The organism is Psychroserpens sp., from assembly GCF_045105015.1.
Lineage (GTDB): Bacteria > Bacteroidota > Bacteroidia > Flavobacteriales > Flavobacteriaceae > Psychroserpens.
The window spans coordinates 32,419-57,685 of sequence record NZ_JBGCCX010000053.1 but is presented as its reverse complement, the minus strand read 5'-3'; the positions used below and the strand labels follow the sequence as shown (position 1 = coordinate 57,685).

Sequence of the window (25,267 nt, the reverse complement as noted above, 5' to 3'; positions counted from 1 at the left end):
AAACAATGTTCCACGTGAAACATCTTATTATTATCTCCCAAGATAAACTAATAATACAGATACATCTGCTGGAGAAACTCCAGATATTCTGGAAGCTTGAGAGATTGTTACTGGTTGAATTTTGGTTAGTTTTTGTTTAGCCTCAGTGCTCATCGATTTTAGCTTTTCATAATCGAAATTTCTGGGTATTTTCACATTCTCAAGACGATTCAATTTATCTGCATTGTTTCGTTCTTTTTCAATATAGCCAGAATATTTTACTTGAATTTCTGTTTGCTCAATCACTTCTCGATCTAGTTCATTCTCCTGAATATATTCTTCAACTGTTTTAAATTGACGCATGTCTTCTATGGTAATACTCGGACGAGCAAAAAGCTTAAACATCTTATCAGATTGTTTTACTAAAGAAGATTTCTTTGCTTCTAAAACGGGATTAGCTTCTTCTGGTTTAATACTGGTCTGTCTAAAAAAATCAACAAAATTTTCAGAATGTTTTTGCTTCTCCTCCATTCGACGTAAACGAGTTTCACTAGCTAAACCTAAATCAAATCCTTTTGGAGTTAGCCTAAAATCTGCATTGTCTTGACGCAATAATGTTCTGTATTCAGCTCTAGAGGTGAACATACGATAAGGCTCTTCAGTGCCCTTGGTAATTAAATCATCAACTAAAACGCCAATATAAGCCTCATTGCGTTTTAATATAAACTCATCTTTTTCTTGAACCTTTAAAGCTGCATTAATACCAGCCATTAAGCCTTGAGAGGCAGCTTCCTCATATCCTGTTGTACCATTAATTTGTCCTGCAAAAAACAAACCATCAATTATCTTAGTTTCTAATGTGTGTTTTAATTGAGTTGGTGGAAAGTAATCGTATTCAATAGCATAGCCAGGTCTAAAGAACTTTACATTTTCAAAACCAGCTACAGATTTTAAAGCTTTAAATTGAACGTCTTCAGGCAAAGATGTTGAAAAACCGTTTACATAAACCTCAACAGTATTCCATCCTTCTGGCTCAACAAATAATTGATGACGATCTTTATCAGCAAAACGATTAATTTTATCTTCAATTGACGGACAATATCTTGGTCCTGTACTTTTTATTCTACCGTTAAACATTGGTGAGCGCTCAAACCCTTCTCGCAACAAATCATGAACCTCAGGACTCGTGTACGTCATATGACATGAGCGTTGTTCTTTTAATGGCTTAATGTGTTCTAGATAGGAAAACTTCTCTGGCTGTGCATCACCTGGTTGTTCACTCATTTTAGAATAATCTAAAGAACGACCATCAACTCTTGGAGGTGTTCCGGTTTTCATACGTCCGGATTCAAAACCAAAACCAATGAGTTCTTCTGTTATTCCTGTTGCAGCTCTTTCGCCTGCACGTCCACCACCAAAGTTTTTATCTCCTATATGAATTAATCCATTAAGGAAAGTTCCATTTGTAAGAACTACTGTTTTTGCTTTTACTTGTAAACCAAGAGATGTTTTAACTCCTACAATTTTATCTTCTTCAACAATTAACCCAGAAACCATTTCTTGATAGAAATCAAGATTATGTGTTTTCTCTAATAGCAACCTCCAGTCTTCAGCAAAACGCATTCGATCACTTTGAACTCTTGGACTCCACATAGCAGGTCCTTTAGATTTATTCAACATTTTAAATTGAATTGCTGATGTATCACTTACAATTCCACTGTAACCACCTAAAGCATCAATCTCACGAACAATTTGACCTTTAGCGATTCCACCCATAGCTGGATTACAAGACATCTGCGCTATGTTTTGCAAATTCATTGTAATGAGTAGTGTCTTACTTCCCATATTAGCTGCTGCTGCTGCTGCTTCACTACCAGCATGACCAGCACCAACTACTATGACATCATATACGTCGTTAAACATAATTTATATTATTGTTCCACGTGGAACATTAGGTTTTTAACTTTTTAGGTTTGCAAATATACGTCTAAATACTAAGATAAATTAAGACAGTTGCTTGATGTAGAAATCTTCCTTTAAGCGCATTATAGATTTATCCTCTTCAGATTTATCCTTATAACCACAATAATGAAGCACACCATGCACCATAACACGCTTCAATTCTTCTTTGAATTCTACATTAAAGTATTTTGCGTTTTCTTTGACTCTATCAACTGAAATGTAGATATCTCCATGTAGCTCCTTTCCTACAGAATAATCAAAACTAATAATATCGGTTAGGGTATCATGATTTAAATATTTAAGGTTGATGTCATGCAAATAGTTATCATTACAAAAGATGTAATTAATTTCTCCTAAACGACAATCTTCTGAAGCGATTACTTCAGAAATCCATACAGCAAAATTTTGCTCATTAGAGATCTTAAAATCTGTTTCGTAGTTAAAGCTGATCATTTGTTTTCTTAAAATACTCTTGCACTTTCTTTTTATAAACGTCTTGCAAAGGTAGCGCTTGTCTGTTCAAAATTTCAGTAGTATTAAAATATTCTTTTGCAGTTGGTAGCTTATTATTCGTTGTGTTTTTGAGTGTATTATTATCTGTTTCAGATTTGCGCTTATTATCTTCACCTTGCATGAAAGTTGCATTTTCCATCTTTAACAATTGATGTTGTAAATCCATCATTTTTTGAAGCGTTTGATTTGTAAAACCCTTGTTAATTAGATCCAACTCTACTTCTTCCATGTCTTTTAACAACTTTTTTGCGTCACCTTGATTCCCTAGTTCTCCTAATTTGTTTTCTAGAGCCTGACGCAATTGCTGTTGTTGTTGATAAATACGATATAATTCACCGTTTAAATCTTCGTTACTTCCTTCACCTTCATCTTGAGAATTTCCATTTTCTCCACCTTCACCTTGTTCACCAGGTTTTCCTTTATCTCCTTTTTTAGATTTTTTTCCATCGCCTTCCTTGTCACCTTCTTTCTTACCCTCGCCCTCTTTTTCTCCTTCGCCTTCTTTCGGTTTTCCTTGTTGGCTTTTTTTCATGCCTTCTTTCATTTGTTCATTGAGTTGTTCTTGGCTCATAATAATATCTGGCAACTGCATATCTCCTTCTCCTTGACCCATTGAAGGGTTCATTTGCTCATTCATATTGTCAAGAATGTCGCTAAGGAAACTCGCCAACTCATTGGTAGCTGTAATTGTATATTGTTGTGCTGCTACACCTTGATATAAACGGTTTTCAGATAATTGACCAAGTGACTTGTCAATATTAAAAAACACTTCTGTAATCTGTTTATTGACTTGTTCTGATATCGAGGGTTGACGCAACGAAAGGGAAAACAAACTGTCATCAACATGCTCGAAATGTTCTTTTAAATTACTTTGCTTTCTTAAAAACTTACCGTATTCATTATGGTTAATTTCAATGCTTTTAAACTGATCCATAAGGTTTTCTTGATCAAAAGAGAACAAGACCAAATTATCTAAAATCTGTCTAAGCATTGTGGCATCTTCTTGTGTTTGATCACCACCACTCATCTGCATCATTTGCATCATCTGAGCACTCATTTCTTTCATTTTCTTTGCAGCTTGCTTTTGCTTCTTTTTAGCTTTTTGCTGTGCATCTTGTGGCTTACTATCCTGTTTCTCACTATCTTTCTTTTCCTGTTGTTCTTGAGGCTCTCCTTGCTCTCCAGTGTCTTGCTTCTCTTTAGCCTCTTTTTCTTTTTGCTCTAGAGCCTCAGTGGCTTCTTTTTGATCTTGCTTTATAGATTCCTCAGTAGGTTTGTCCTGAGGCAATTCCATTGGTTTTTTGAGCTCTTTATTTTCGTTCTGAAGAGCTTCCATTTCCTTTTGGAAGTCTTCAAACTTTTTATTTAGTTTCTCTTGCTCTTCTTTAGTATTATTTTCTTTGCTTTCCTCTGAAAGTTTCTCTTGCTCTTCAGCTAACCGCTCTAATTCTTGTTGTAATTTTTCTGCCTTTTTAGCAACATAATAACGCTTGGTTAATTCTAAAAGTTGCTTTAGGCTTCGTTCTTTATTTTTATTTTGTTTAGCCAATTCTTCAAGCTTTTGTGTAAGCTCTTCCTTTTGAATTTTCTCTTGAAGCTTTTCAAGTTCTTCTAATAACTTTTCATCTTTCTTAAGCTGTTCTTCATTCTCTTCAAGACGTTTCTTTAAATCTTCTTTAAACTGATCTTTTTCCTCACTTTCATTCTGAAACTCTTCTAAATTCTCTTTAAGCTTCTTGTTAAAGTTTTTCATCAGTTGTTCTTGTTCTTTCTGACGCTTCAAGAAATTTTCAAATTTCTTTTTATCATTAAAGTTAAGCTCTTTTTTCTCTTTTTTAGTTTTAGAAAACTCTTCTAATTGTTTGTCTTGTTCTTTGAGTTTTTCAAAAGTTTTACCAATATCTTTTATGGTTTCATTTTGTTCTTTAAGCTGTTTTTCTTCTTCTTCGTCTTTAGTAAGTTTTCTGTAATTGTAAACCGTACTTTTTGTGCTTTTATAGTTATGTATAGCGTCATTATCAAACACTTGAAAGTAAAACTCATAATCAACACCATTAGTTAAATTTAACTGATTTGGAAATGCACTAACAAACTCATCAAAATTAGATTTTGAAATCGATATGTTTTCATAAGATTTTTCAGTAGGATTTGCAGAAGGGTAATAAACCATTTGCAACTTACTTAACCCATAGTCATCACTAACTTGTCCGAAAAAATAGAAGGTTTGATTGTCTAACGAATCCTTTTCCATCTTTAAATTAAGTTCAGGATAACTATCTTTTATAACGCTTAATGAAAATGCTAAATTTTCATAATCTTTCAAATTAACATTACTAGTACTAATACTGTAATCTGTGTTATTAAAAATTCGCTTTGAAGCTTCAAATTGACCTTCATTTAAGTTTATAAAACTAAGAGTGTCTTTAGCATATAAAGCAACTTCATCGGTAGACCTTGTGGATACTTTCCAAGTTACATTGGTACCCTCAGGAATAGTTGAACTACCTGTACTTTTTAAAACCTCATCTTTCTTCAGCGTGTAAGCGGGATAATCTAATACCATTTCAAAATTCACTAAAGTTGGCACTTTAGTGACCTTTATATCGTAATCTTTTGAACGTACATCATTAGCAGATAAATTAAAACTCAGTGCGTCTTTAAGTTGGGGAAACAAGTATTCAAATTGTCCTGGTGCGGTTTGCTGTAAAAAATACGACTGTCCATTGTAATGAATTTGAGCATTTTCAGGAACCACATCACCTGCTGTATTTACTTGGATTTTAAATTCTTTATTTTCAATAGCATTCATGCTGTCATTGGTAACAAAAAACTGAAAAGGTGCAGGTGGCTCATAAGCCGTTTGGTAATTCACAACACGCTCATAACTATCACTAAACCAGTCTATTTTACCCGAAAAGTATGATACTAACAAAATTACAATTGGTATTGCTGCATATTTTAAATACTTCGTGTTTTTTGTAAAATTAATGGCTAGTTTAAAAGGTATCGGACTTAGCTCAGATGATTTTTGTTCGATACTAGCTTCAAGAAGTTCAGATTGAGAGTTATTGTTATTTAACTGAAGTACATTAAGCAACTTATCATTAACTTCTGGGAAATGATTTCCAATAATTTCTGAGGCATCTTCGTAATTAATTCCCTTTTGTAGCTTGAATAACTTAGCTAATGGAAAAACAATAAACTTAGCAAACAACGCAAGCTCTACAGTAATAAATACCCAAAACAGAATGGTTCTTGCTGTGGGATTAAGCCACAAAAAATATTCAATTAACAAGGTTACAATCAAATACAATAAGCCAATTGCAAAAAACAAAATAGCGCCTTTCACCAATTCATTAGTATAGTATCTTCTAATAAATTGCTCTAATTTAGTTTGTATGCTTTTGAAATTATTCAACATTAATTATTTAACTCACTAAACTACAATTTTATTTTAACCTGCAAATACCTAAATTTGGTAAGATTCTGTTAATTTCGAGAAGTTGTGTTAAAATAAAGACCAACTCAAAACTATATTTTGATGAAAGACTTAAAATATCTTGCTGCGTTTTCGATTCCTGTTGCTGCATGGATTGGATTGTTTTTTAAAGGAAATCTTGTGTTTTTGACACCAGTCTTTGCATTTATCATCATACCATTACTTGAATTAGTATTCCCTATTGACACTCATAACTTGTCTTCTGGAGCAGTTGAAAATAAATTAAAACGAAAAATCTTTGATTGGTTATTATACCTAAATTTACCTGTGGTTTACGGATTGTTATTCTTTGGGATATTCGAAGCAACCAACTCAACTATTGAAACTTACGAACTTATAGGAATGATTATTTCTATAGGTATTGTTTTGGGTGTAAATGGAATTAATGTGGCTCATGAATTGGGTCATAGACAAAACACAAAAGAACGCTTTATTGGTAAAGCTTTACTTCTTCCATCTCAGTATATGCATTTTTATGTAGAACACAATTTTGGTCATCATTTACACGCTGCGACTCCAGAAGATCCAGCAACCGCTAGGTATAATCAAAGTGTGTATTCGTTCTGGTTTACATCGGTATTCCGACAGTATTCGAGTGCATGGAAAATTCAAAATAAGCTTTTAAAAAACAACAATAAAGGTTTCTTTTCTTTTAAAAACGACATGCTTTGGTATGTTTTATTTCAAATTAGTTATCTGTTAATTATATTGTTTGTCTTCGGTAATATTGGATTTCTTTTTGCGCTCACGTCTGGAATTATTGGTTTTTTACTTCTTGAGACCGTAAATTACATAGAGCATTACGGCTTATTGCGTCTTAAAACCAAATCTGGTCGTTATGAGCGAGTTAAAGAAATGCATTCTTGGAATTCTAATCATATTGTAGGAAGAATTGTGCTCTATGAATTGACAAGACATAGCGATCATCATTTTAAATCTTCAAAGAAATATCAAATTTTAGATTGTCATGATGAAAGTCCGCAAATGCCATTTGGTTATCCAACATCAATGGTATTGGCAATGCTTCCACCTTTATGGTTTCGTATTATGAATAAGCGTGTTCCTAAGGAAATGGTTCTAATTAAATAATGTTTTTATTCAATAATTAGTTTTACAGTTTTATTAACTAATCCTATATCAATATTTACAAGATATATTCCGGATTTCAAATGACTAACATTTAATTTAATAGTACTTAACCCTCTTTTCTCTTGTTGAATTACTTTTTTCCCTAAAACATCAAAAACTTGAACCGATATGCTTTCAAATAATTCATTAAATTCAATATTAACATAATCACTACTTGGGTTTGGATATAACCTAAAATCTTCAAAAATAAAATCCTTTATAGTTAACGACGGCTCGTTAAATACTCTAACATGTCCAGAATTAGAACCATTTCCATCATTGTTAATTGCACCAATGGCAACTCTAGAACCACTATCATTTAAACAAATAGAATAACCTGATTGATCATTAGTTGCTTCACCTATTAGATCTGAACCAATTTGATTCCAATCTGAACCATCAAACTGAAAAACTCGTCCTCGACCTGCAAAACCATTAGTACCTATGTCTCCAACAGCAACAATTGTCCCGTTTCCATTTAAACTTGTCGAATAGCCTGAAAAAATAGTTGTAGCGTCCCCTAAAATTTTTGCGCCTTTGACTACCCAATCGATACCATTAAATTCATAGACAGTTACACTTCCAGAGGACGACCCTCCATCATTGTCATTAATAGTACCAACAGCTATAGTTTGCCCATTAGAGCTTAAACTTAAAGAGTATCCTAAATAGCCGTTATTTACATCACCATCAATATCTCCTCCTATTTGCGTCCAAGTTCCGGCTATATTTTGAAAAACTCTTGCGTGACCTCCACCACTTATCAATCCATCGTTCTCAATTGCACCAACAGCAACTATTGATCCATCAGAACTTATGCTTGTGGTTCTACCAAACTGGTCTCCAGAAGCTTCTCCAATAATGTTTTGTCCTAACTGAATCCAATCTGTGCCATTAAAACTAAAAATACTTGCTGATCCTGAATTGTTTCCATTTGTATCATTACCTATTTCTCCAATAGCCAGAATAGTCCCATCATCGTTTAAACTTACTGATGACCCAAAGTTGTTTACATTTCCACTGCCATTAATATTGTTACCCAATTGAACCCAATCTGTACCATCATACTGTAATACTTTTACTTGTCCAGCAAATGGAGCACCATCAGAGTTGCCGGGTGATGAAACCGCAACAATACTTCCTGTTCCGTTTAGACTTACAGAAAAGCCCATATTATCATTATCAGACTGACCCTCTATATCGTTTCCTAATTGTATCCAACTTCCAGAATTATTTTGATATACTCTAACTTGTCCAGCATCGCTTCCTCCATCGTCGTTTCTATATGAACCTATTGCAACTATATTTCCTTCATTGTTAAGACTAATTTCGAATCCTGAAGTATCATTTACAACTTCACCATCAATGTCGACTCCGACTTGAACCCATTGTGCTTGTAACATGAATGGGGCTAATAAAAATAAAAGTAGTATTTGTTTCATGGTATTTAAGATGTTAATTAATATAAAAACAAATCTAAAGCATCAACAAACATGAAAACATACGTCAAAGAGCGTATTTTTAATACCTTTGCGGACTTAAAACAAAATCATGACTAAAGACGTTCGTGTGCGTTTCGCACCAAGCCCAACAGGACCTTTACATATTGGAGGTGTTAGAACCGCACTTTTCAACTATTTATTCGCAAAAAAACACAATGGAACTTTTGTACTTAGAATTGAAGATACTGACCAAAACCGCTATATTAAAGGCGCTGAGGATTATATAGTAAAGTCTCTAAATTGGTGTGGTATTCCCTTTGATGAAGGGCCGAATACAAATGAAAAATTTGCACCTTACAGGCAAAGTGAGCGCAAACATTTGTATAAAAAATATGCAGATGAACTTATTGAAAAAGGTCATGCTTACTATGCTTTCGACACTCCTGAAACATTAGATTTTCACAGGAAAGATCATGAAGCTAACGGAAAGACCTTTATTTATAATTGGCATAACCGTTTGAAACTAAGTAATTCTTTATCACTTTCAAATGAGGATGTTATGGCAAAATTAGAAGCTGGGGAAGACTATGTCATACGATTTAAATCACCGCAGGATAATACCTTACATCTAAAAGATATAATTCGAGGTGATATTAAAATTGATACTAATGTTTTAGATGATAAAGTCCTATTCAAAAGCGACGGTATGCCAACATATCATTTAGCAAATATTGTTGACGATCATTTAATGGAAATCTCTCATGTGATTCGTGGCGAAGAATGGTTGCCGTCATTAGCTTTGCACTATCAATTATACAACGCTTTTGGTTGGGAAGCTCCTCAATTTGCACATTTACCATTAATCTTAAAGCCCACTGGAAAAGGTAAGCTAAGCAAGCGTGATGGAGATAAATTAGGCTTTCCTGTGTTTCCTCTTGAATGGAAAGATTCTAAATCTGATGATGTGTCTAAAGGCTACAAAGAAGAAGGTTATTTTTCTGAAGCTGTAATTAATTTCTTAGCGTTTTTAGGTTGGAATCCTGGCACTGAACAAGAACTCTTTAATCTTGAAGAGCTTATAAATGCTTTTGATTTAGAACGCGTCAATAAAGCTGGAGCACGTTTTGATCCGGATAAAATCAAGTGGTTTAATCACCACTATATGCAAAATCAGAACAACAAAGATTTAGCTATAGCATTTCAAAATTCAAGATCTGAATTAGCAGAAATTGACACGCAATTTATAGAGATGGTAATAGCTTTGGTAAAAGAGCGCTCTACATTTGTTTCTGATTTTTGGGAATTAAGTCACTTCTTCTTTATCGCTCCTTCATCTTATGATGAAAAAGCATCAAAAAAAGCTCTAAAAGAAGGAACTTCTGAAATTTTAACAACCGTAAAGCAACTCGTTGATTCGGTTGAAGATTTTACGGTAGAAAACCTACAAACTAGCGTTAAAAGTTGGATTACTTCTAACGACATTGGCTTCGGAAAAGTCATGATGCCATTACGATTGGCACTTGTTGGTGCGCTTCAAGGTCCAGATGTATTTGATATTATCTATATGATTGGAAAAGCTGAAACGTTAAAACGAATAGATACTATGATTGCATCAATTTAAAATGTAATCATTAGCGAGAACGCTAACATAGTTTGATTTCCTTCAAATTTTTCTGAAGAAGGTGGTAAATTGAGGTCTTCGTCATTAAGTTTGTTTAAAATATTTGTAAACCCGTAACTGTAAGTGGCTCTAATTTTAAAATTACCTATACCTGCGGATGCACCAACAACACCATTGACATTAAATGGTGATACATTACTTATGTCCTTGGCTGTTAAATTATCGTAGCCAGCTACTACAGCATCAAATCCGTTGCTTAGATAATTATCAATTAAAAAATCTTCTTGATTACTATCTTTTAGTTCAAGATTTCCGTTGTACTGCAATTGTGGACCAATATCAAGTGTGATATTATCACTTAATAATTTTACGTGAAGCATAAATGCTAATTGCACAGCCATTATATCATATTCAATCATTTCAGTTTGAAGTGGTGTTGCTAGAGAACGGCCTTCTATTTCTATAGAATTTTGAGACAATTGCAGACCATAACTTACCGTAAACCATTTATGAGGAATATCAACAGTAGCAATCATTCCTCCCATGAAACCAGATCCACTTGTGGTCTTAAAATTATCTGTTGTAATATCATATTGAGTTAATCCTCCAATAAGACCAATACCATTTTTTATTTTATATCTTTTGTGTTGAGCATTTGAAATTGTAACAAAAGCTATACAAAACACTACTAATACTATAAACTGCTTTTTTTGCATCTTTAAAATGTGTGATTTAAGCAAATATAACTTAATTTAGTAACTGATTATTTCATCTAACCACTTAAAAAACTTGTTATGGGCCAATTTATTTTCATACCTATTATCTTTTTTAGCTTAATTGTATTGATTTCTGCTTTCTTTATTGTTAAACAGCAAACAGCTGCCATTATTGAAAGATTTGGTAAATACCAAAGCATAAGACACTCTGGTCTTCAGCTTAAAATACCTTTAGTAGATAGGATCGCAGGAAAGGTAAGTTTAAAAATCCAACAGTTAGATGTTATTATCGAAACCAAAACTCTAGATGATGTATTTGTACGTCTAAAAGTATCTGTTCAATACAAAGTGATAAGAGATAAAGTATACGAAGCGTTTTATAAATTAGATTATCCTCACGATCAAATTACATCATATGTATTTGATGTGGTTCGTGCCGAAGTTCCAAAAATGAAGTTAGACGATGTATTCGTTAGAAAAGATGATATAGCTATAGCTGTAAAATCAGAATTAAATGATGCAATGATAACTTATGGTTACGATATAATTAAAACTTTAGTTACAGATATTGATCCTGATGCACAAGTAAAAGAGGCTATGAATAGGATTAATGCTTCAGAGCGTGAAAAAATTGCCGCACAGTTTGAGGGTGATGCAGCTCGTATTTTAATTGTAGAAAAAGCAAAAGCTGAAGCAGAAAGTAAACGTTTACAAGGACAAGGTATTGCTGATCAACGTCGTGAAATTGCTCGAGGTTTAGAAGAATCTGTTGAGGTATTAAATAAAGTTGGAATCAACTCTCAAGAAGCATCGGCTCTTATTGTTGTAACCCAACATTATGACACGCTACAATCAATAGGTCAAGAAACTAATAGCAACTTAATATTGTTACCAAATTCACCTCAAGCAGGAAGTCAGATGTTGAATGACATGGTGGCCAGTTTTACTGCAAGTAATCAAATTGGTGAAGCCATGAAAAATTCAAGAAAGAAAAAAGAAGAGTAATATTGAGTTGTGCATAAAAAACAAAACCTCGAAAACTATTTTCGAGGTTTTTTTATGAGAATGGATGTCTCTCGTCCCAATCTCTAACTGGGTTTGCATACTTTACTACTAGTTTCATAATCGTATTAGCAAACATATTATTTGTGTGCTTTAAATAGATTTGCATTTGCTTCGGTTTAGCGCCAATAGAACTTTTAATTTCCATCGCTGTTCTCGCAAAAATCACTTGATTATACTTGTTTTCAATACCAAATGATGCCATATCAAATAACATATTTAAATACATCTGATATTCATGCTGTGACTCTTGTTTATAACCTAAAAAATAAGTTTCTAACTTGTTGTAATTTTTAATTAATGAATAAAAACCAACTAATTCTTCATTTAAATAGTAACCAAATATCTTAAAACCATTGTTAAGCTCCTTTTTAAGGTGGTAAAAATGTGCTTTATGTAGTTTGAAGGAATTTACTCCAGCATTATCTGATACATTTTCGTAAAGCTTATAAATTTCTTGTGATGAATTATTTACATCTTCTAAACTTAGCTCTCTACAAACAATATTTTGACTTTTTTTTCGAGCTGTCTTATATCGCCTTCTGTACTTTTTATTAAACGCAGTAATATAGTCTTGAGGTGTTTGCCAATCATTTTTAATATCAAAAACCATATTGGGTTGGGCTTGTGCCTTGAATAATTTATGGTTTTTAAAAAAGCTTTCATTTAAATGAAACCAATCATCTTCAAAATAATCTTTAAAAGCAATGATGCGTATTTTCTTTTGAAATTGTTTTTTAACTGTTTGTGTTAGCGCCTTTAAACCTTGAGATAATTGATTTAAAAAATCATCTTGAGTAATCGCTTCAGAATTAAAATACATACCATGCTGACCTGTGTGCATAAGATTCCCAATGATTAAAGCATTGCCCTTAACAATCTTTGAAATTAGATACTTTCCGCATTTTTTAAAAAACTTATTTGATGTTTTTCTAAACACATCATCTAAATACATTTCCACTCGCTGAATAATTGCTATTCCGACTAAAATTTCAGATTTAAAAACTCCTAAATAGAACGTTGAGATGTTGTTGGGAGAAGACGCTTCTAAAGCTTTAAGAAAAGGTGATTTTAAAAACACATCATGAGTAGTAAGCGCATCCCAAGAATCGGGTAAGTCAGATGTAGAATGATATAATTTAAAATGTGTCAATATGATAAAAATAAAAAGACTGAAAACCTATGTCATCAGTCTTTTATAGTTCTTTTATGTTACAAAATTAAACCCAACCACAAACGATGGCTCCCATTATTGTTAAGGCTACTGTCCAATACATTCCATTAATTAGGATGTATTTCCAGCTTTTGCGCTCAAACATTCCGTTAATTGCTATCACAGGCACAAACAGGAATAGCCCAGAAAGTAAACCATGTAATGCACCATGCTTATAGGTTCTAAAAGCATTTCCGTAATCTGCCATAAAAGCATCGTACGTCGGCTCAGCTATAGATGGATCACCACCTATCATACCTAGAGCACCGAATTGATGAATTGTAAGTGTTTGTGTAAAAAAGGCTAGAAGAAATGATAATACTAATGACACTAAAAAAATAACTGGTACACTGCCTTTTTTCATTTTCTCTTCTGTCATTTCCGCTTCTCGAGCCCAACTGGTTCCAAATGTTTTGGGGTTATACCAAAAAAAACCCAAAAGTACAGGGACGATTGCTGCAACTAGAATTGCTAAATAATTAAATTCCATGATGTAAATTGATTATAGTTAGTGTTATAAATATAGTTAAAATCAATTGTTTAGATCATTTTTTAACGTTTGATAAAAAAGTAAGGTTTAAATTTTTATATAATTGCCCTAGCTTCTTCTACTAAAATTTCGTTTTTATCTTCTAAGGCTCTAACAATAAAAGCATTTATATCTTCATTACGCTTTTGTCCGTTTTTAAGTAAAACACCAAGTGCTAACATAACAGCTATTCGTGTGCCTGCCTTTTTTACTGCTGTATTAAATAAGGGCTGTAATTCTTCATAACTCACCTCATTGGCTAGTTTTAAAATTTCCGCTTTTGACTTTTCACGTTTAACCTCTGGTAAATTAGTATACTTTTTTCCAAGCTGCTTTATTACCTCAATTGCTGGGCGTTTTTTTTGAGGTTGCTTTGGTTGGTTTTGGTGTTGTTGTGGTTTAGGTTTTTGTTTGGCCCAAGAGTCTCTTAAACCAACTGTTTTATTAAAAACTAGGTGCTCCGAGGTTGAATCTTCATCCACATTAAAATAACCTATACGTTGAAATTGAAAAGAATCTCCCGTTTTGACATCAGCCAAACTAGGTTCAACAAATGCTTCAATTGTTTTTAAAGAATTTGGATTAATAAATTCCATAAAATCTTTGTCTTGATGACCATCTGGTGCTTCATCAATAAACAATCTATCGTACTCTCTAACTTCTGCTTTAATAGCGTGTTTTATTGACACCCAATGCAATGTGCCTTTCACTTTCTTTTCGGTGTCTGTTGAATACGTACAATGGATTTCTTTAATGTTACCAGCATCGTCTTTGACAACACTTTCTCCTTTTATAATGTATGCATTTTTTAGACGTACTTCACTACCTAGTTTTAATCTGAAAAACTTACTACTCGCCTCTTCTTTGAAGTCAGATTTTTCAATATACAGTTCTCTTGAAAACGGTACTTTTCTTGAGCCAGCACTTTCATCTTCTGGGTTATTTTCTGCCTCAAACCACTCCTCTTTTTCATCAGGATAATTCGTAATTACTAACTTGACAGGATCTAAAACAGCCATCACTCTAGGTGCAGTATGATTTAAATCTTCACGAACACAAAACTCTAAAAGTGAGACATCAATTATGTTTTCGCGTTTAGCTACACCAACTTTTTCAATAAAATTACGTATTGAGTTTGGTGTGTAACCACGACGACGTAAACCTGAAATAGTTGGCATTCTAGGATCATCCCAACCAGACACATGGCCATCGTCTACCAATTTGAGTAACTTACGCTTACTCATGATAGTATAACTTAGATTCAATCGCGCAAATTCTCGTTGTTTAGGACGCATAGGAAGCCTTTCTGAAGCATATCCATAAACATGTTCCTTAAACCAATCATAAAGTTCTCTATGAGGTTTAAATTCAAGTGAGCATAGTGAGTGCGAAATTTGTTCGATATAATCACTTTCACCATGTGTCCAATCATACATTGGATAAATACACCACTCATCACCTGTTCTATGGTGATCTTTTTTTAGAATGCGATACATAATTGGATCACGCATCAACATATTTGGGTGTTGCATATCAATTTTAGCACGAAGAATATGTGAACCTTCATCGAATTCGCCTTGTTTCATACGCTCGAATAAATCTAGGTTTTCTTCAACAGTTCTATTGCGATATGGACCATCAACACCAGGTTGTGTTGGTGTTCCCTTCTGCTCTGCCATGGCTTCGCTAGATTGAGAATCTATATAAGCTTTACCATCTTTGATTAATTGAACGGCCCATTTATAGAGGGTGTCAAAATAATCTGAAGAATATAATTCGTTAGCCCATTCATAACCCAGCCATTGTATGTCGCGTTTAATAGCATCTACATACTCCTGTTCTTCTTTTGCTGGGTTTGTATCATCAAAACGGAGATTTACAGGTGCATTATACTTTTCACCTAAACCAAAACTAATCCCTATGGCTTTAGTGTGGCCAATATGCAAATAACCATTTGGCTCGGGAGGAAAACGAAAACGAAGTTTATCTTTTGATAAACCATTTGATAAATCTTCTTCTATAATGTGCTCAATAAAATTAAGCGATTTTGATTCTTCAGACATCTCAGTAAAATTATTACACAAAATTAAGTAATTATACATTGTATTGGATATAAATCTGTTCTAGTTTGATTAATTTTATAGAAAATTAAAACCATGGAACATACCAACTATAAATGTCCGAAATGTGACAACAGAACATATAAAATAGGACAAATGAGAGCAACTGGTGGAACGCTTTCAAAAATATTTGATGTCTTTACAAATTAATTATGGGAATTATTAAAGTAGAAAATATTAGAGTTTATGCGCATCATGGTTGTTTGAAAGAAGAAACTATCATTGGTAGTAATTATCGTGTAGATTTAGAGGTTAAAGCTAATTTAAAGACTTCTGCTAAAACCGATGAATTAGTTGACACTGTTGACTATGTGCTTTTGAATAAGATTGTAAAAGAAGAAATGCAACACCCTTCAAAACTATTAGAAACTGTTGCAAAACGCATTTTAGATCGTATATTTAATGAAGATGCTTTAGTAAGAAAAGCAAGCATTAGTGTGAGTAAAATTAATCCTCCAATTGGTGGTGATGTAGAAATGGTAACGATAAAAATGACTGAAAGACGAAAAAAGTAAGGGTTAATAGTGTAAAATGGTATTTTTTTTTACATTTGCCTTCCTTGTTTGTTACAATCCATAAAATTGTCACTTTCAAATTAAATTGGCGTCTTGGCCGAGTGGCTAGGCAGAGGTCTGCAAAACCTTGTACAGCGGTTCGAATCCGCTAGACGCCTCAAAAGAGAAGAGATACTCAACAGTATCTCTTTTTCTTTTAATTTTTTTAAAAAATAGATAAAAACGTAAACAGCGCTTCGAATCTGTGAGAAGACACAACAAAAAAGAGATACTTAACAGTGTCTCTTTTTTTATTTTAATTCTTAAAAATTAGTTAAACCAAACTGCATAACGTTGTCTTCTTAACTCTAAAGCAAGCGTTTCTTCCATTTTTAAGGCTTCTGCTCTCGTTTTTAAAGGCGGAATATGATTATATAAACTAGGTCGTAAATAAGACCCATATTTCTCAACAATATTAGAAGATAATTTATAGCCTTTTTTATTTCTATAACCTGTCTTATGTTGATGAAATCGTTCTTTTGGAGTTTTGCTTGTCATACCAACATAAAGACATTCTAGAACACCATTAAATTGTGGATTAGCCTCTCTGAATTTTCTGTTTTCAGTAAACACTCTTTTAGATAATTCTACAACGTAAATGCGATACTCTGTTTTAGCCAATGTGTTACAAGCGGTTTTCGATTTGTTCTTGAATTTTTTCTTTTCCTTTTGGAAACAAACCTTGCGATAACAATAAAACACCAAATCCAAGAATCACTAAAGCAATAATTTTTTTTGTTTTATAGATAAGCCGAGGAGTAAGCTTGCTTTTTAAGCGTTTCGCTACGGCTATTTTAACTAAATCGGTTAAGAAATAAACCGTAAGCATTGTAACAATAAAAACTGTAACGCCATTTTCTGATTCTGTTATAGAACTTCCAACCACAATGAAGCCTAACCAACCTAAAAGCACGCCAATATTGATAAAATTGAGTAAAAACCCTTTAATAAATAGTCTTCCAAAATCATTTTTAGGCATTTCAACTCTATGGTATTCTTTAACTATAGAACGAAATGACTTAGAAGTCTTTGCAAAAGAAATGATACCATAAACCACAAGTAATACACCTCCAAAAATTAAGAAATTTGGATCGTCTTTTATTTTGTCTATAAGTTTATTGGTACTGTAAAAGGCAACAAAAATAAATACTACATCAGCTAGAATAACGCCTAAGTCAAAAATTAAAGCGCTTTTGAATCCTTTGGTAGCACTAGTTTCGAGCAGTACAAAAAATACTGGACCAATAGTGAAGGCAAGGATGATTCCAAAAGGAATAGCTGCTAAAATATCATCAAACATATAAAGTACATCGCTTTCTTACAAAATTAATAAAAAAGACGCTTACTACATTGATAGTTTGCTGATTAGTTCATGCGTTTCACGCGACCTCCGAATGTGGTCTTTTCTTTTACATTTTTTGGATTCCCATAAATATATACATCACCACCTGCAAGCACTTTTGCATCTACTGTTCTAGATGCATGAATATCAGCTTCACCAGCTGCTTTTATATTCACAGTGGTATTTTGAGTTTCGAAGGATTGTCCTTCGTAAATTCCTCCTGTATTTAAGGTAATGTCTTGAGAAATCGCTTTTCCTCTGGTTTCAATTATTCCACCTGTAACAGCTCTTATTTCAACTTTACTCACATCCAAACCAATTTTTAAACGCGCTCCTTCTTGGGCTCTGAGTTCTATATGATTTTGAGTAATTAATTCATTAGATGAAATAAACGCACCTTCATTACCATCAATGATCTTTAGTTTCGTGTAGTAGACAGCTACGAACGTTCGTTCGCCATTAAAGGTTTTGTCTAATTTCATTCTAATTTTAAGCTTACCGTCTTTGTTAATGACTTCAACATCTTCGATATCGTCTCCAGTAATTTCGACTTTATCAACATCTGATTTAATTAAATTAACTTCGATTAGATCATACACTTTGACTTCATTAAAATCACCAACTCCTCTTTCTTTTGGGTTTTGTGCAATAGATAATGAGGTTACGATTAATAATGCAATGGTTAAAATAGTTTTCATTTGATTATAACTTTATGTTGTTTCTTGATTGTTTCTGCTACTAAAGAGTTAACAAAAACAAGAATGTTACAGTTTCGATAAAAATTATTTGAACTAAGCAACTGAAACTGCTGTTCCGGTAACAGAAACCATAGCGTAATTACTTGTAGTTAATTCTATTTCAACTTTAATCCCGACAACAGCATTAGCATCAAGACGTTTTGCATTTTCTTTTAATCGTTGAAATGCGACTTCTTTTGTTGTATCTATACTCTCTTGAACAGACTTATAATATTTAGACATACTAAAACCCATATTTATTTTTCCTTCAAAAATAGCTATTCCAGTAACGATGCCTTTATAATCAGAAATTTTAAAACCTTCAATTGAATTTGTTGTCGTTAGTACCATATTATTTGTTTTAATTTTATGATTTTACATACTGTAATCAAAAATAATGAGATACAGAATTTATTTCAGCATGAGAATTACTTTTTTTTCGCGTTAAGGATGGAGGTATTGTTGGAGCTCTTTTTACTATTGTTGAGATTCTTCGACAAACTCAGAATGATAATAAAAAAGCGACTACCGAGAGCCTGACCTTTAGGTAACGCCATAAAACTAATCTTCTATATGCTTACCTATAAGCGTAAAATCTAAATGCTTTTTAACCAAGTCGGTATTTTTAACTTTTACAACCACCTCATCTCCTAGTTGATACATGGTTTTTGAATTCTTACCGATTAATGCGTAATGATCTTCATCAAATTGATAATGATCATCTTTCATATCTCTCACACTCACCATGCCTTCGCATTTATTTTCAATAATTTCAACATAAATTCCCCAATCTGTAACACCAGAAATCACACCAACAAAGTTTTCGTCTTTATGATCTTCCATAAAACGAATTTGCATGTATTTAATAGAATCACGCTCGGCTTTAGTGGCAAGATATTCCATTGTGCTTGAGTGGTTACATTTCTCTTCGTAATCATCTTCATTAGCAGATTTACCACCATCGAGATAGTGTTGTAATAGTCGATGTGCCATCACATCTGGATAACGACGGATAGGCGAGGTAAAATGAGAATAATAATCGAATGCTAATCCGTAATGACCAATATTATGAGTAGAATATTCGGCCTTACTCATGGTGCGGATTGTTAAAGTATCTACTAAATTTTGTTCTTTTTTACCAACCACTTCTTTAAGTAAGTTGTTTAATGAACTCGCAACACTTTTACGATCTTTAAAATTTAATTTGTATCCGAAACGACCAACCACATTTTGTAGAGATGCTAGTTTACTGTCGTCTGGTTCATCGTGTATTCGATATACAAATGTTTTCTTTTGTTTACCAATAAATTCTCCGACTTTCCTGTTCGCCAACAACATAAATTCTTCAATCAATTTATTAGCTTCCTTACTTGTTTTAAAGTAGACACCAACTGGATTTGCTTCTTTGTCTAAATTGAATTTTACTTCGACTTTATCAAAAGAAATCGCTCCAGAACTCATACGTTTGCGTCGCATAATTTTAGCGAGTCTATCTAACATTAAAGTAGCATAAGCTATATCTGATGAAGTTTTATAGGTTTTTCCTGTTAGTGATACGTCTTTTGGAATTTCAGTATTGATAAGATCTCTCGACTCAGCTTGAGCTGACAATTGAAATTTTGGATTGTTGTCTATAATAGCTTGTGCTTCTTCATAAGCAAAGCGTGCATCTGAATAGGTCACAGTTCTTCCAAACCATTGGTCTTTTATTTCTGCTTTATCATTCATTTTAAAGACTGCAGAGAATGTGTATTTCTCTTCATGTGGTCTCAATGAACACGCTCCATTAGATAATATTTCTGGAAGCATTGGTACTACTCTATCTACTAAATAAACAGAAGTTGCGCGTTCGTAAGCTTCATCATCAAGAACTGTATCTTCTTGTAAATAGTGAGATACATCTGCGATATGAATTCCGATTTCGAAAAGTCCATTATCTAGGACTTTAAACGATAAGGCATCGTCAAAATCTTTAGCGTCTTTAGGATCGATGGTAAAGGTTAAATCTTTACGCATATCGCGACGTTTGGCGATTTCTTCTTTAGTGATAGACGTGTCTAAGGTATTAGCGTACTCTTCTACTTCGTAGGGAAATTCTAGAGGTAATCCGTATTCAGCAAGAATAGCATGTATTTCGGTATTATGATCTCCTGGTTTACCAAGAACTTTTAGTACGCGTCCGTTTGGTGAATCTGCTTTTTCTGGCCAATCATCAAGTGATACTAATACCTTGTCACCATCTTCAGCTTTATTAATTTTATTGATTGGTACAAAAATATCTTTATACATTTTGTTTCCATCAGGAACTACAAATGCAAAGTTTTTCTTATCATGAATTTGAATTGTACCAACATATTCACTTTTAGCACGTTTGATAATGCTTGTAATTTCGCCTTCAACTTTACCACGTTTTCTGCGCTTGTAGGCGTAAAATTCTACTTCGTCGCCATGTAAGGCTTTATTCATATTATTTGAAGCGATGTAAACATCATCTTCAAAATCATCTGTAACAATGTAACCAGAACCACGTGATGCCATATCAACAATACCTGTGTGGTATTCGGTATTTACGATGGCTTTAAATTTACCACGATCAACTTGTTCAATCTCTTGTCTTGAAGTAAGTTTAGCGAGTGTTTTTATGATTTGGTTTCTACTACTAGCGTCATTAACACCAAGTATAGCAGCAATTTGTTTGTAGTTAAATGTTTTGTTTCTTTCTTTTTTTAAAATACTAAGAATTGTATTGGTAAGGTTTGAAATTCCTTTATTGGATTTCTTTTTTTTTCGTTTTGTCATTATAAATTTTTAATCATTGTATTTGTCATTCAGAGTGAAACGATGAATCTTATCTTCTGAAGAGATTGCCTCGCTTTGCTCGCAATGACAATTAAATTTTTAACTCAATAGCAGGTGAAGTAAATCTATTAAGTTATTACAAATCTACGGTTTAATTATTTAATCGTGTTTTGCTAGTGTTAAATTAATGGAATTAAACTGTAAATAAACTACTCAATAATCAACTTTTTAGAGGCTTTTCCTTGAGTAGTTTGAATCTCAACAATATACGTTCCTGAAGCTAATGCAGACGTGTTTACAATCAATTCTTCTGAAGTTAAAACAACTTGACCTAAGGTGTTGTAAATCGTTACTGTTTCGAGTTTTGAAGTGTCTTTTAACTGAATTGTGAATTGGTTTTTTGTTGGGTTTGGGTAAAGTTGAAATGATGTATTTTGGAATTCATCAACTGACAATGGATCAGTTAAATCAAATACTTGAACTTGACCTGAATTTATTCCATTAGCATCATTATTTAATGCACCAATTACTACAGTGGTACCATCTCCAGATAAAGCTAAATTAGTACCAAAATTATCTTCTAGTACGTTACCATCAATATCAGTTCCTAATTGAGTCCATGTATTATTTTCTAATGTATAAACACGTGCATGACCTGCATCAGAAGCATTTCCATCATTAAAACGTGCACCAATAGCTACAATAGTTCCATCTGCAGATAAAGACACTGAAAACCCTGAGCGATCATCTGCAGCTTCTCCATCAATATCAGTTCCTAATTGAGTCCAAATATTATTTTGAAATTCAAATACACGTACATGACCAGAAGCATCTCCATTGCCATCATTAAGAGGTGCGCCAATTGCTACTCTACTTCCATCTGAAGATAAAGATACACTTTGACCAGACTGGTCATTAAGTGCTTCGTTATCAATATTACTACCTAATTGTACCCAGTTAGTGCCTTGAAGTTCATAAATTCTTGTTTTAGCAAAAGTACCTGTAGCACCAACGGCTAAAATAGTACCATCTGAAGACAAGGATACACTGTTTCCAAATCTTTCAAAAGCTTCAGATCCATTTATAGTATTTCCAATTTGTGTCCAACTCGTACCTTGATACTGATATATTTTAACATGACCAGCATTTTGTCCATTAGCGTCATTATCTGTAGAACCGATTGCTAATATGCTTCCATCTGAGGATAAAGCTGTACTTCTTCCGAAGAAATCTAATTCATTTTCGCCATCTAAATCAGCTCCTAATTGCGTCCAGGTATTATTTTGAAATTCAAATACACGTACATGACCAGATCTATCTCCATTACCATCATTTCCAAAGGCACTAATAGCGACTTTTGTTCCATCTGAAGATAATGTAGTTACAATTCCAGAAGCATCAAATTCTGCTTCACCATCAATTTTAGTTCCTTGTTGTACCCAAATATCATTAACATTTTGATACATACTAACAGAGCCTGAATTAAACCCATTTCCGTCATCAAAATCAGAACCAATCGCGATAATTGTTCCATCTGAAGAAATAGACACACTTACACCAAATCTGTCTGTTTCAGAATCTCCATTAATATTTTGACCTATTTGAACTTGTGCTAATGAAATAAAGGAAAGACATAAGAATGGTAAAGTAATTTTTTTCATAATGGTTGGTTTATAATTAAACAGATGTAATTAAAATTTACCTACCTCAACACAAAAAATAACACTTATCAACATATATTACATTATTATCTTTTTTCTTTTAAAAATTTAAAAAATAAATGATGGTTATTATAGTCTGTTAATAGTGACAATAACTTTTTTTAACTTTGTTTTGATATGTGACTTATAGAATTCGATTAATAAGTAATGAACATTAATTATTTAGTTAACTCATTCATTTTAAATTCAATTTACAAAACTATCAACACCTGTTGATAAGCTATGTTGACAACTAAAATTTAATAAGTATTGTAAATTATACTGTTGGTATCTTAGTATTTTGATGCTAATAACTCAGCCACAAAAAACAATTAACTTTTTAGGTTGTTTCGATTTAGTTTTCGTTTGAAAAAATAACCAGATATTCCTAATAAAAGTTTTAAATACTTAGGATAAGATATTAACAAGTAATGAAAAGTAAAGTGCTAAGAAGTTAACAATGCTTATTTAACTGATAATTTTAAAATTAAATATTATGAATAAGTAAAGTTGTTTTCAATACCATAATTTATAAGCAATTATTAACTTTATACTTTTAAACAACACCTCATAACTATGACTATTTCAATAGGTAACGATCACGCAGGAACTGAGTATAAACAAGCGATTCAAGCGTATTTAAAAACGAAAGGATTTACAGTTAATAACTACGGTACAAATACTAATGATAGTGTTGATTACCCAGATTTTGTTCATCCTGTTGCTACTGATGTTACCGAAGCTAAAGCAAACTTTGGGATCTTAATTTGTGGAAGTGCAAATGGTGTTGCGATGACAGCTAATAAACATCAAAAAATTAGAGCTGGTATTTGTTGGACTAAGGAAATAACTGAACTTACAAGACAGCATAATAATGCTAATATTTGTTGTATACCAGCTCGTTTTACAGCAGTTCAACAAGCGATTCAAATTGTAGAGACTTTTTTAAATACTGAATTCGAAGGTGGTCGCCATCAAAAACGTATCGATAAGATTCCTATTTCATGTTAAGTATAAAAACAAAAACCTTTCAAGAATTAAGCACACAAGAATTATACGATATACTTCAACTTAGAAGTGAAGTATTTGTTGTAGAACAAGATTGTGTCTATCAAGATGTCGATGGAAAAGATCAAAATGCTTTACATGTTTTAGGTTATAAAAACAATGTTTTAGTTGCGTATACTAGAATTTTTAAACCAGGTTATTATTTTGAAGAAGCTAGTATTGGTAGAGTAGTGGTTAAAGTTACTGAACGAGAACATCAATATGGATATGATATTATGAAAGCTTCAATTGAAGCAATTAAATACAACTATAAGGTGAACACTATAAAAATATCAGCACAAACATACTTAAAACGTTTTTATAACAATTTAGAATTTTATGAAGTAGGAGAGGAGTATCTAGAAGATGGTATTCCACACATAGGAATGATTAGAGATTAATTACGTCTTCGACTAACTTCACCAACATAAGTCACTAAAACCTCAACGCGTCTATCAAATTTTGGCTCACCACCTAAAGGGAATTTACGGCGCATACCAACATACTTCATACGTCGTTTATCAACCCCTTTTTTTGCTAAAAAATCATAAATAAACTTAGCTCTAGCAACAGAAAGGTTTCGTTTTTTTGTCTGTCGGTCAATAGCATCTCTACTATTTTGAGTACAACACACATGGCCTTGAATGGTAAAATAAATATCTTTTCGTTCTAATAAAGCATTAGCTAAACTTTCAAGAGTTGGTTTAGATTCTGGTAATAGAGTGCTATAACCTGTTTTAAATAATATATTCTCTAAAGTAAATTTGTCACCAGCTTTTAATTCTCCTTTAATAATATCTTCAACATTCTTAGGTTTTTTAGCAACAACTTTTTTTGTACGTGCTGGATTATAAGGCTCTACAATGATTTCAACCTTTCGATTAAGTCCTCTAATTTTATGAATATCTTCTTCTTTTACAAGTCTCAAAAGTACTTCTCCTTTACCATCTACATTAGTAATAATAGACTCATCAAACTCATTATTAGAAAAAATAGTTTTGATAGCATTTGCTCTATTTTGAGACAACACTAAGTTATAAGAATCACTTCCTCTATCATCTGTAAATCCATAAATAGACACTTTTTTAACGTCAAGTGTTTCTATTTCAGATAAAAAAAGAAGCAGTCTGTAATGTTCTGTTGGAGGAATTTCAAATTGATCAGTTTCAAAATACACCTCATGTGTCTTTATTTCTGTTTGAGAAAACAAAAACGTGCTAAAAAATAATATAACGAAAGGTATATTTTTCATAATGTGTTTTTCATACAACTTATCTAATATAGTCTATTTTAATTTTTTTTTC

The 25,267-nt window shown here is 32.7% G+C and carries 21 protein-coding genes, 1 tRNA gene and 1 pseudogene; 8 read left to right on the top strand and 15 right to left on the bottom strand.

The annotated features are described in order from the left end of the window. Positions 1-30: 30 nt before the first annotated feature. The 3 genes from mnmG to AB8B90_RS04435 form a co-directional block, all read right to left on the bottom strand. Positions 31-1,902 carry a tRNA uridine-5-carboxymethylaminomethyl(34) synthesis enzyme MnmG gene (gene mnmG, locus AB8B90_RS04445; RefSeq protein WP_405334058.1) on the bottom strand — a complete coding sequence of 624 codons (1,872 nt, stop codon included), beginning with the start codon at positions 1,900-1,902 and terminating at the stop codon, positions 31-33. 81 nt (positions 1,903-1,983) lie between these two features. Further along, a complete protein-coding gene (ybeY, locus tag AB8B90_RS04440) occupies positions 1,984-2,394 on the bottom strand; it encodes an rRNA maturation RNase YbeY (RefSeq protein ID WP_405334056.1) in 411 nt (136 codons plus the stop codon). Continuing rightward, positions 2,381-5,875, bottom strand: coding sequence for a hypothetical protein (locus AB8B90_RS04435; RefSeq protein ID WP_405334054.1), 3,495 nt, complete (start codon positions 5,873-5,875; stop codon positions 2,381-2,383). The genes ybeY and AB8B90_RS04435 overlap by 14 nt, the downstream gene beginning before the upstream one ends. A gap of 120 nt (positions 5,876-5,995) precedes the next feature. Between AB8B90_RS04435 and AB8B90_RS04430 the strand changes: the two genes are divergently transcribed. Then, positions 5,996-7,042: an alkane 1-monooxygenase gene (locus AB8B90_RS04430; RefSeq protein ID WP_405334052.1), complete on the top strand. Its 1,047-nt coding sequence runs from the start codon at positions 5,996-5,998 to the stop codon at positions 7,040-7,042. A 5-nt stretch (positions 7,043-7,047) separates the two neighbouring features. Here AB8B90_RS04430 and AB8B90_RS04425 read toward each other — a convergent pair whose 3' ends face one another. Next, on the bottom strand, positions 7,048-8,523 hold the full coding sequence (locus AB8B90_RS04425) for a T9SS type A sorting domain-containing protein (RefSeq protein WP_405334050.1): 1,476 nt from the start codon (positions 8,521-8,523) through the stop codon (positions 7,048-7,050). A gap of 109 nt (positions 8,524-8,632) precedes the next feature. Here AB8B90_RS04425 and gltX point away from each other — a divergent pair, with 109 nt between their 5' ends. Next, positions 8,633-10,144 carry a glutamate--tRNA ligase gene (gene gltX, locus AB8B90_RS04420; RefSeq protein ID WP_405334048.1) on the top strand — a complete coding sequence of 504 codons (1,512 nt, stop codon included), beginning with the start codon at positions 8,633-8,635 and terminating at the stop codon, positions 10,142-10,144. Here gltX and AB8B90_RS04415 read toward each other — a convergent pair. After that, on the bottom strand, positions 10,141-10,860 hold the full coding sequence (locus tag AB8B90_RS04415; protein WP_405334046.1) for a hypothetical protein: 720 nt from the start codon (positions 10,858-10,860) through the stop codon (positions 10,141-10,143). The two genes, gltX and AB8B90_RS04415, sit on opposite strands and share 4 nt — an antisense overlap. Positions 10,861-10,938: 78 nt before the next feature. Between AB8B90_RS04415 and AB8B90_RS04410 the strand changes: the two genes are divergently transcribed. Continuing rightward, positions 10,939-11,865, top strand: a complete 927-nt coding sequence (locus AB8B90_RS04410; RefSeq protein ID WP_405334043.1) for an SPFH domain-containing protein — start codon at positions 10,939-10,941, stop codon at positions 11,863-11,865. Between the two features lie 52 nt (positions 11,866-11,917). On the opposite strand, the gene AB8B90_RS04405 is transcribed toward AB8B90_RS04410, so the two are convergent. The 3 genes from AB8B90_RS04405 to AB8B90_RS04395 form a co-directional block, all read right to left on the bottom strand. Next, positions 11,918-13,075, bottom strand: a complete 1,158-nt coding sequence (locus AB8B90_RS04405; RefSeq protein WP_405334041.1) for a GNAT family N-acetyltransferase — start codon at positions 13,073-13,075, stop codon at positions 11,918-11,920. A gap of 67 nt (positions 13,076-13,142) precedes the next feature. Further along, a complete protein-coding gene (locus tag AB8B90_RS04400) occupies positions 13,143-13,625 on the bottom strand; it encodes a DUF1761 domain-containing protein (RefSeq protein ID WP_405334039.1) in 483 nt (160 codons plus the stop codon). A gap of 95 nt (positions 13,626-13,720) precedes the next feature. After that, a complete protein-coding gene (locus AB8B90_RS04395; protein ID WP_405334037.1) occupies positions 13,721-15,727 on the bottom strand; it encodes a glutamine--tRNA ligase/YqeY domain fusion protein in 2,007 nt (668 codons plus the stop codon). A gap of 93 nt (positions 15,728-15,820) precedes the next feature. Between AB8B90_RS04395 and AB8B90_RS04390 the strand changes: the two are divergent. From AB8B90_RS04390 to AB8B90_RS04380, 3 genes and pseudogenes are all read left to right on the top strand, one after another. Continuing rightward, positions 15,821-15,922, top strand: a pseudogene (locus AB8B90_RS04390) (zinc ribbon domain-containing protein); the annotation flags it as partial. A 14-nt stretch (positions 15,923-15,936) separates the two neighbouring features. Next, positions 15,937-16,299 carry a dihydroneopterin aldolase gene (gene folB, locus AB8B90_RS04385; RefSeq protein WP_405334034.1) on the top strand — a complete coding sequence of 121 codons (363 nt, stop codon included), beginning with the start codon at positions 15,937-15,939 and terminating at the stop codon, positions 16,297-16,299. A gap of 87 nt (positions 16,300-16,386) precedes the next feature. Beyond that, a tRNA-Cys gene (locus AB8B90_RS04380) sits at positions 16,387-16,457 on the top strand. Between the two features lie 151 nt (positions 16,458-16,608). Here AB8B90_RS04380 and AB8B90_RS04375 read toward each other — a convergent pair. The 6 genes from AB8B90_RS04375 to AB8B90_RS04350 form a co-directional block, all read right to left on the bottom strand. Further along, positions 16,609-16,959, bottom strand: a complete 351-nt coding sequence (locus tag AB8B90_RS04375) for a ribose-5-phosphate isomerase (RefSeq protein WP_405334032.1) — start codon at positions 16,957-16,959, stop codon at positions 16,609-16,611. A gap of 4 nt (positions 16,960-16,963) precedes the next feature. Next, a complete protein-coding gene (locus tag AB8B90_RS04370; RefSeq protein ID WP_405334030.1) occupies positions 16,964-17,638 on the bottom strand; it encodes a LysE family translocator in 675 nt (224 codons plus the stop codon). Positions 17,639-17,703: 65 nt separating this feature from the next. Next, the gene (locus AB8B90_RS04365) at positions 17,704-18,378 is read right to left on the bottom strand and encodes a head GIN domain-containing protein (protein ID WP_405334028.1); all 675 of its coding nucleotides are present in this window, start codon (positions 18,376-18,378) and stop codon (positions 17,704-17,706) included. 93 nt (positions 18,379-18,471) lie between these two features. Continuing rightward, positions 18,472-18,768: a YbjQ family protein gene (locus tag AB8B90_RS04360; RefSeq protein WP_405334026.1), complete on the bottom strand. Its 297-nt coding sequence runs from the start codon at positions 18,766-18,768 to the stop codon at positions 18,472-18,474. A 210-nt stretch (positions 18,769-18,978) separates the two neighbouring features. Continuing rightward, entirely contained in the window at positions 18,979-21,216 is a 2,238-nt protein-coding gene (gene rnr / locus AB8B90_RS04355; RefSeq protein WP_405334024.1) for a ribonuclease R, read from the bottom strand. 209 nt (positions 21,217-21,425) lie between these two features. Further along, complete coding sequence (locus AB8B90_RS04350) at positions 21,426-22,877, bottom strand: T9SS type A sorting domain-containing protein (RefSeq protein ID WP_405334022.1); 1,452 nt, start codon at positions 22,875-22,877, stop codon at positions 21,426-21,428. A gap of 615 nt (positions 22,878-23,492) precedes the next feature. On the opposite strand from AB8B90_RS04350, the gene rpiB reads away from it, so the two are divergent. Both rpiB and AB8B90_RS04340 read left to right on the top strand, forming a co-directional pair. Further along, positions 23,493-23,927 (top strand): ribose 5-phosphate isomerase B, encoded by a 435-nt coding sequence (rpiB, locus tag AB8B90_RS04345; RefSeq protein WP_405334020.1) that lies wholly within the window; start codon positions 23,493-23,495, stop codon positions 23,925-23,927. Beyond that, positions 23,921-24,364 (top strand): GNAT family N-acetyltransferase, encoded by a 444-nt coding sequence (locus AB8B90_RS04340; protein WP_405334017.1) that lies wholly within the window; start codon positions 23,921-23,923, stop codon positions 24,362-24,364. The genes rpiB and AB8B90_RS04340 overlap by 7 nt, the downstream gene beginning before the upstream one ends. Here AB8B90_RS04340 and AB8B90_RS04335 read toward each other — a convergent pair. Continuing rightward, positions 24,361-25,215: an OmpA family protein gene (locus AB8B90_RS04335; RefSeq protein ID WP_405334015.1), complete on the bottom strand. Its 855-nt coding sequence runs from the start codon at positions 25,213-25,215 to the stop codon at positions 24,361-24,363. The two genes, AB8B90_RS04340 and AB8B90_RS04335, sit on opposite strands and share 4 nt — an antisense overlap. Between the last annotated feature and the right edge of the window lie 52 nt (positions 25,216-25,267).

Bases quoted from the DNA above. Each gene is read 5' to 3' on its own strand.
- gltX (WP_405334048.1), top strand. From the start codon at position 8,633: ATGACTAAAGACGTTCGTGTGCGTTTCGCACCAAGCCCAACAGGACCT.
- AB8B90_RS04360 (WP_405334026.1), bottom strand. From the start codon at position 18,768: ATGGTACTAACGACAACAAATTCAATTGAAGGTTTTAAAATTTCTGAT.
- ybeY (WP_405334056.1), bottom strand. From the start codon at position 2,394: ATGATCAGCTTTAACTACGAAACAGATTTTAAGATCTCTAATGAGCAA.
- rnr (WP_405334024.1), bottom strand. From the start codon at position 21,216: ATGACAAAACGAAAAAAAAAGAAATCCAATAAAGGAATTTCAAACCTT.
- mnmG (WP_405334058.1), bottom strand. From the start codon at position 1,902: ATGTTTAACGACGTATATGATGTCATAGTAGTTGGTGCTGGTCATGCT.
- rpiB (WP_405334020.1), top strand. From the start codon at position 23,493: ATGACTATTTCAATAGGTAACGATCACGCAGGAACTGAGTATAAACAA.
- AB8B90_RS04400 (WP_405334039.1), bottom strand. From the start codon at position 13,625: ATGGAATTTAATTATTTAGCAATTCTAGTTGCAGCAATCGTCCCTGTA.
- AB8B90_RS04365 (WP_405334028.1), bottom strand. From the start codon at position 18,378: ATGAAAACTATTTTAACCATTGCATTATTAATCGTAACCTCATTATCT.
- AB8B90_RS04350 (WP_405334022.1), bottom strand. From the start codon at position 22,877: ATGAAAAAAATTACTTTACCATTCTTATGTCTTTCCTTTATTTCATTA.
- AB8B90_RS04340 (WP_405334017.1), top strand. From the start codon at position 23,921: ATGTTAAGTATAAAAACAAAAACCTTTCAAGAATTAAGCACACAAGAA.
- AB8B90_RS04335 (WP_405334015.1), bottom strand. From the start codon at position 25,215: ATGAAAAATATACCTTTCGTTATATTATTTTTTAGCACGTTTTTGTTT.
- folB (WP_405334034.1), top strand. From the start codon at position 15,937: ATGGGAATTATTAAAGTAGAAAATATTAGAGTTTATGCGCATCATGGT.
- AB8B90_RS04425 (WP_405334050.1), bottom strand. From the start codon at position 8,523: ATGAAACAAATACTACTTTTATTTTTATTAGCCCCATTCATGTTACAA.
- AB8B90_RS04370 (WP_405334030.1), bottom strand. From the start codon at position 17,638: ATGTTTGATGATATTTTAGCAGCTATTCCTTTTGGAATCATCCTTGCC.
- AB8B90_RS04415 (WP_405334046.1), bottom strand. From the start codon at position 10,860: ATGCAAAAAAAGCAGTTTATAGTATTAGTAGTGTTTTGTATAGCTTTT.
- AB8B90_RS04435 (WP_405334054.1), bottom strand. From the start codon at position 5,875: ATGTTGAATAATTTCAAAAGCATACAAACTAAATTAGAGCAATTTATT.
- AB8B90_RS04410 (WP_405334043.1), top strand. From the start codon at position 10,939: ATGGGCCAATTTATTTTCATACCTATTATCTTTTTTAGCTTAATTGTA.
- AB8B90_RS04395 (WP_405334037.1), bottom strand. From the start codon at position 15,727: ATGTCTGAAGAATCAAAATCGCTTAATTTTATTGAGCACATTATAGAA.
- AB8B90_RS04430 (WP_405334052.1), top strand. From the start codon at position 5,996: ATGAAAGACTTAAAATATCTTGCTGCGTTTTCGATTCCTGTTGCTGCA.